At 57.9% G+C, this 744-nt stretch carries 2 protein-coding genes; both read right to left on the bottom strand.

Annotated elements, in window-relative coordinates; genetic code table 11:
* The coding region (locus tag ACTG4J_RS15125; RefSeq protein ID WP_439140564.1) for an ATP-binding cassette domain-containing protein at positions 1–283 on the bottom strand (283 nt) is incomplete at its 3' end.
* A 53-nt stretch (positions 284–336) separates the two neighbouring features.
* On the bottom strand, positions 337–744 hold a 408-nt coding region (locus tag ACTG4J_RS15120; protein ID WP_439140563.1), incomplete at its 5' end, for an FkbM family methyltransferase.

Here is a 744-nt window from a genome sequence, read left to right as displayed (position 1 = left end):
CGCCGGGAATCTCGACCGGGTATTGAAAGGCCAAGAACAGCCCCGCCGCCGCGCGCTCTTCGGCCTCCATTGCCAGAAGGTCTTCACCCTCGAGCGTGGCTGACCCATCGGTAACCTCGTAACCATCGCGGCCCGACAAGACATAGCTGAGCGTCGATTTGCCCGACCCGTTCGGCCCCATGATCGCATGCACGCGCCCGGCCTCGACCGTCAGATCGACGCCCTTGAGGATCTGCTTGTCCTCTTCTTCCAGTTTCACGTGCAGGTTCTTGATGGTCAGCATCTGGGTTTATCCTTTTCGTTCGTTCGCGGCGACACGGACACCGCATTGGTCTTTCAGGCCGCGCCTCGCGCGGCAGCTGATGTTTTCGATTTGCTCTTCGTGGCTTTGGCCAATGGCTTGATCAGAAAATTCTTGTTGGTCGGATAGCGCTGGACAGTCTCGATAATCGCGTAACCCTTATCGGCGCACCACGCATCGAAGGCGTCATAATTTTGCTGGTCGACTTCGATCAACATGGGCGGGCCACAGTGGGCGATGGTTTTCTCCAGCCCGGCCAAAGCCTGCATCTCCATGCCTTCGACATCAATCTTGATGAAATCGGGTTTTTCTTCAGCCAACAAGGCATCACCCGTGATGACGGCGATGTCGCCTGCGCCATCCAACATCTTGGCGGCGCCAAGGTTCTTATTGCGGGTTTCCATCCCGAAACCTTCGGCGGCATGCGCGGCCAAGCCAAACCC

Source organism: Roseicyclus sp. (assembly GCF_965662675.1).
Classification (GTDB): Bacteria; Pseudomonadota; Alphaproteobacteria; order Rhodobacterales; family Rhodobacteraceae; genus Roseicyclus.
The sequence above is the reverse complement of the archived record's forward strand: the minus strand, read 5'-3'. Positions and strand labels throughout refer to the sequence as shown.